The sequence below is a fragment of the Streptomyces sp. SID3212 genome (assembly GCF_009865405.1).
GTDB lineage: Bacteria > Actinomycetota > Actinomycetes > Streptomycetales > Streptomycetaceae > Streptomyces.
Map to the genome: position 1 here is coordinate 1 of NZ_WWJY01001247.1, position 5,644 is coordinate 5,644.

6 protein-coding genes are annotated in these 5,644 nt (G+C 72.5%); 5 read left to right on the forward strand and 1 reads right to left on the reverse strand.

Features of this window, described 5'->3' with window-relative positions; all coding sequences use genetic code 11:
• From GT042_RS37560 to GT042_RS37575, 4 genes are all read left to right on the forward strand, one after another.
• Nucleotides 1-116 (forward strand): flavin reductase family protein (locus tag GT042_RS37560; protein ID WP_161313147.1); only part of this gene is annotated, 116 nt, incomplete at its 5' end.
• Between the two features lie 220 nt (nucleotides 117-336).
• Nucleotides 337-1,122, forward strand: a complete 786-nt coding sequence (locus GT042_RS37565; protein WP_161313148.1) for an electron transfer flavoprotein subunit beta/FixA family protein — start codon at nucleotides 337-339, stop codon at nucleotides 1,120-1,122.
• A 96-nt stretch (nucleotides 1,123-1,218) separates the two neighbouring features.
• The gene (locus GT042_RS37570) at nucleotides 1,219-2,181 is read left to right on the forward strand and encodes an electron transfer flavoprotein subunit alpha/FixB family protein (protein WP_161313149.1); all 963 of its coding nucleotides are present in this window, start codon (nucleotides 1,219-1,221) and stop codon (nucleotides 2,179-2,181) included.
• A 214-nt stretch (nucleotides 2,182-2,395) separates the two neighbouring features.
• Nucleotides 2,396-3,685 (forward strand): aldolase/citrate lyase family protein, encoded by a 1,290-nt coding sequence (locus GT042_RS37575; RefSeq protein ID WP_161313150.1) that lies wholly within the window; start codon nucleotides 2,396-2,398, stop codon nucleotides 3,683-3,685.
• 31 nt (nucleotides 3,686-3,716) lie between these two features.
• Here the strand turns inward: GT042_RS37575 and GT042_RS37580 are convergent, their stop codons facing one another.
• The gene (locus GT042_RS37580) at nucleotides 3,717-4,760 is read right to left on the reverse strand and encodes a LacI family DNA-binding transcriptional regulator (protein WP_161313151.1); all 1,044 of its coding nucleotides are present in this window, start codon (nucleotides 4,758-4,760) and stop codon (nucleotides 3,717-3,719) included.
• 238 nt (nucleotides 4,761-4,998) lie between these two features.
• On the opposite strand from GT042_RS37580, the gene GT042_RS37585 reads away from it, so the two are divergent.
• A partial coding sequence (locus GT042_RS37585; RefSeq protein WP_161313152.1) for an ROK family protein occupies nucleotides 4,999-5,644 on the forward strand: 646 nt, incomplete at its 3' end.

The window sequence follows — 5,644 nt, forward strand, 5'->3', positions numbered from 1 at the left end:
GCGTCCCGGCCGGCGACCACCGCATCGTGGTGGCCCAGGCCGTCGTCGGCGACCCGGCGGGCGCCGGTCGGCCCCTCGTCTACCACCAGGGGCGCTTCAACACCCTGCGCGACTGAGAGCACGCCGAGAGCCCCCTGGGCGTGTCCGCGGGCATCTTCTGAGGTGCGTCGGGAAGGTCACAGTGCAAAGCGCTTGCTCAGTGGGCAGGCTCTGGATGTACTGACGAGTAATATTTACTCCGGTGCGCCGGTCTCCGGACCGGAAACCGTCCCATAAGGCGCCTATGCTGCGTGCAACAAGGCAGCCCAGAAATGACGATGCGGTAGGAGAGCCGGCGTGAGCCTGAGGATCGTTGTCTGTGTGAAGTACGTGCCCGACGCCACCGGAGACCGGCATTTCGCCGATGACCTGACTCTGGACCGGGACGACGTGGACGGCCTGCTGTCGGAGCTCGACGAGTACGCGGTGGAGCAGGCGCTCCAGATCGCCGGCGAAGCGGACGACGCGGAGATCACGGTGCTGACCGTCGGCCCCGAGGACGCCAAGGACGCGCTGCGCAAGGCGCTGTCGATGGGCGCCGACAAGGCGGTCCACGTGGAGGACGACGCGCTGCACGGCACGGACGTCCTCGGTACGTCGCTGGTCCTCGCCAAGGCCATCGAGAAGACCGGCTACGACCTGGTCATCTGCGGGATGGCCTCGACGGACGGCACGATGGGCGTACTGCCCGCGATCCTCGCGGAGCGGCTCGGGGTCCCGCAGGTCACGCTGCTCTCCGAGGTGTCCGTGGGCGGCGGCCAGGTCAAGGGCCGCCGGGACGGCGACACCGCGAGCGAGCTGCTGGAGGCGTCCCTGCCGGCCGTCGTGTCGGTGACGGACCAGTCGGGCGAGGCCCGCTACCCGTCCTTCAAGGGGATCATGGCGGCGAAGAAGAAGCCCGTGCAGTCCTTCGACCTGGAGGACCTGGACATCGAGCCCGGCGACGTCGGCCTGGCGGGTGCCTGGACCGTGGTCGACGGGGCCACCCAGCGCCCGGCCCGCACGGCGGGCACGGTCGTCAAGGACGAGGGCGAGGGCGGCAAGCAGCTGGCCGCGTTCCTCGCGGAGCGCAAGTTCATCTGACCCGCCCAGGGGCCGCGGGCCGTGCCGGAAGCCGGCCGGGCCCCGGTCACCCACCCCATCATTCTCGCCACCTCGCACGCGCAGGAGACCCGCACCATGGCTGAAGTTCTCGTCTATGTCGACCACGTGGACGGCGCCGTCCGCAAGCCCACCCTGGAACTGCTGACCCTGGCCCGCCGCCTGGGCGAGCCCGTCGCCGTCGCCCTCGGCGCGGGTGCCGAGGCCACCGCGGCCGTCCTGGCCGAGCACGGCGCGGTGAAGGTGCTGACGGCCGACGCGCCCGAGTTCGCCGACTACCTCGTCGTCCCCAAGGTCGACGCCCTCCAGGCCGCCCACGACGCAGTCTCGCCCGCCGCGGTGCTCCTGCCGTCGTCGGCCGAGGCGAAGGAGATCGCCGCCCGCCTGGCGGTCCGTATCGGCTCCGGTCTGCTCACCGACGCCGTCGACCTGGAGGCGGGCCCGGAAGGCCCCGTCGCCACCCAGTCGGTCTTCGCCGCCGCCTTCACGACGAAGACGCGCGTCTCCCGGGGCACCCCGGTCATCACCGTCAAGCCGAACTCCGCCCCCGTCGAGGCCGCGCCGGCGGCGGGCGCCGTCGAGACGCTGGCCGTCACCTTCGGCGAGAGGTCCACCGGCACGAAGATCGTCTCGCGCTCCCCCCGCGAGTCGACGGGCCGCCCGGAGCTGACCGAGGCCGCGATCGTGGTCTCCGGCGGGCGCGGCGTGAACGGCGCCGAGAACTTCGCCGTCATCGAGGCCCTCGCCGACTCCCTGGGCGCGGCGGTCGGCGCCTCCCGCGCCGCCGTGGACGCCGGCTGGTACCCGCACGCCAACCAGGTCGGCCAGACCGGCAAGTCGGTCTCCCCGCAGCTCTACATCGCCTCCGGCATCTCCGGTGCCATCCAGCACCGCGCGGGCATGCAGACCTCCAAGACCATCGTCGCCATCAACAAGGACGCCGAGGCACCGATCTTCGACCTGGTCGACTACGGCATCGTCGGTGACCTGTTCGACGTCGTGCCGAAGCTGACCGAGGAGGTCAAGGCCCGCAAGGGCTGACACCCGCCGGACGTCTTCGATCCAGGGCCACGCGGTCGCGCCACCGTGTGGCCCTGCGTCATTCGTGTGGCTGGCGGGACACCGTTGACGGGGCTCGGCCGCGCCGATTAACTTCGGTGAACTTCCTTTCAACGGAATGTTGATTCCGTAGAGCGGAAAAGTTGGATGGCTGTACGGGCGACCCGTACGGGACGGGCATGAGGAAGGTACGCGGATGGCACAGCAGGAGACGGTGACCACCAGCCTGGCGAGCGCGGTCGGCGAGGACATCGCCGCGCGCCTCGCCCCGGTCGACGCGGACCTCGCCCGCCGCTACCCCGGCGACCCCGGGACCAGACAGCCCGTCCACACCGTCTACGTCCCCGCCGACGCCTTCACCGCCGGCACCGTCCGCTCCTGGGGCGAGCAGGCCCTCGCCGCCCTCGACGAACACGCCCCGGACGCCGCCGCGCTGGCCGCCGTCCTCGGCCTCCCCGACGAGCTGGCGGGGCCGGTGCACGAGCGCGTACGGGCCAAGCTGGCGCGCGAACCCGTGGAGGACCTGCGGATCGACTTCGAGGACGGCTACGGCCCGCACCCGGACGCCGACGAGGACGCACACGCGGCCCGCGCCGCCCGGTTGGTCCACGCGGCCCACGCCGACGGCACCGCCGCCCCGTACACGGGCATCCGGATGAAGTGCCTGGAGGAAGCCGTACGCGACCGGGGGATCCGTACCCTCGACATCTTCCTCAGCGGACTGATGGACGCGGGCGGCCTGCCCGACGGGCTGGTGCTGACCCTGCCCAAGGTCACCTACCCGGAGCAGATCGAGGCGATGGTCCGGATCGCCGAGGCGTTCGAGGAGGCCCGCGGCCTGCCCCCGGGGCGGCTCGGCTTCGAGATCCAGATCGAGACCAGCCAGTCCATCCTCGCCGCCGACGGCACCGCGACCGTGGCCCGGATGATCGACGCCGCCGGCGGGCGCGCCACCGGGCTGCACTACGGCACCTTCGACTACAGCGCCTGTGTCGGCGTCAGCGCCGCCTACCAGGCGAGCGACCACCCCGCCGCCGACCACGCCAAGGCCGTGATGCAGGTCGCCGCGGCCGGCACCGGCGTACGGGTCTGCGACGGCTCGACCAACGTGCTCCCGGTCGGCCCCACCGCCCAGGTCCACGACGCCTGGCGGCTGCACTACGGCCTCACCCGGCGGGCCCTCGCCCGCGCCTACTACCAGGGCTGGGACATGCACCCGGCCCAGCTCCCGACCCGCTACGCCGCCGTCTACGCCTTCTACCGCGAGGGCATGGCCGCCGCCGCGGCCCGGCTGGTCGCGTACGTCACCAGGGCGGGCGGCTCCGTGCTCGACGAACCGGCCACAGCCAGGGCGCTCAGCGGCTATCTCCTGCGCGGCCTGGACTGCGGCGCCGTGGACGACGACGAGGTCACCCTCCTCACCGGCCTGACCCGTCAGGACCTGGAGGCGCTGACGCCCGCCCGCCGCACGGCCGGCGCCCTCTGAACCGGGCGCACGCGAGTCCTGACCGTCCCGGCTAGCGGTCCGCCGGCGGCGGGATCTCGCCCGAGCCCCGGGCGATCAGCCGGGTCGGCAGCACCACCCTCGACGGGGCGTCGGCCGCCCCGTCGAGGCGCTGGAAGAGCCGCTCGGCGGCCGTACGGCCCAGGGTCGCCGCGTCCTGCGCGATGACCGTGACCCCCGGCTCCAGCAGATCGGCCAGCTCGATGTCGTCGAAACCGACGAGCGCGACCGGCCGGTGGTGCGCGGCCAGGACCCGTACCGCCGTCACCGTCACCCGGTTGTTGCCCGTGAGGATCGCCGTAACCGGCTCGGGCCCCCCGAGCATCGCGGCCACCGCGTCCCGTACCCGGTCGGGCGCGGTCGTGCCGAGCGCCACCCAGTCGTCGTGGATGGCGAGCCCCGCGTCCGCCATGGCGGTGCGGTACCCGCGCAGCCGCTCGATCGCCGTGTGGATCCGCGGCTGGTCACCGATGAAGCCGATACGGCGGTGGCCGTGCCCGATCAGGTGCGCGGCGCCCGAGCGGGCGCCGCCGAAGCTGTCGGAGAGGATCACGTCCGCGTCGATGCGCCCGGCGGGCCGGTCCACGAAGACCGTCGCGACCCCGGCCTTGATCTCCGGCTCCAGATAGCGGTGGTCGTCACCGGCGGGGATCACGATCAGCCCGTCCACCCGGCGCGCGCACAGCGCCAGCACCAACTCCTGCTCACGGTCCGGATCCTCGGCGCTGGACCCGTTGATGAGCAGCGCGCCGTGCGCGCGGGCCACCTCTTCCACGGCGCGGTTCAGCGGACCGTAGAACGGGTCGGCCAAATCCTCCAGGACCAGACCGATACTCGCCGTACGCCCTTTACGCAGGACACGGGCCGAATCGTTGCGCCGGAATCCCAGCGCGTCGATGGATTCCTGCACCCGCCTTTCGGTGTCCGGGGTCACCCCCGGCTCGCCGTTCACCACCCGGGACACCGTCTTGAGTCCCACCCCGGCGCGCGCGGCGACGTCTTTCATGGTGGGCCGATTGCCGTAGCGGTTCTCGGGGCGGCGGGAGGTGTCGGCCACAGTGCGCTGTCCTGTCGTCGTCCGGGTGCGAGTGCGTACGCGTATACACATCTCCGCGTACACCGGGGCGGATCCGGGTTCCCTGCGGATATTGCCGCCGGTTTGCCATTCAAGGCTGTGGCGACGAGCATAGGCCCTGGACAACGTTGTCAGGTGAATAGAGACTGTTCATCGAAGCGCAGGTCCGGTCATTCCCCGCACGGGCGGGGATACCTCGTCCCCTGGAGATCCGACACCGATGCATATCGACCGCGTTGCCGCACTCGACATCGGCGGCACCAAGATCGCCGGCGCGTTGGTCGACGGCAACGGCAGGATCCTCGTACGGGCACAGCGGCCGACCCCCGCGCGGGAGGACGGCGAAAGTGTCATGCGTGCCGTCGGGGAGGTCCTCGCGGAGGTCGCGGCCTCGCCGCTCTGGCCGGGGGCCACGGCGATCGGCATCGGCAGCGCGGGTCCTGTGGACGCCTCGGCCGGTACGGTCAGCCCGGTCAACGTGCCGGGCTGGCGCGGGTTCCCGCTGGTGGAGCGGGTGCGGGAAGCGACCGGCGGCCTGCCGGTGACGCTGGTCGGCGACGGGGTCGCCATGACCGCGGCGGAGCACTGGCAGGGCGCGGCCCGCGGCTACGACAACGCGCTGTGCATGGTGGTCTCGACCGGGGTGGGCGGCGGGCTCGTCCTCGGCGGCACGCTCCACCCGGGGCCCACCGGCAACTCCGGCCACATCGGCCACATCAGCGTGGACCTGGACGGCGACCTCTGCCCGTGCGGCGGGCGCGGCTGCGTGGAGCGGATCGCCAGCGGTCCCAACATCGCGCGCCGGGCGCTGGAGGGCGGCTGGCAGCCGGGCCCCGACGGGGACACGTCGGCGGCCGCGGTCGCCG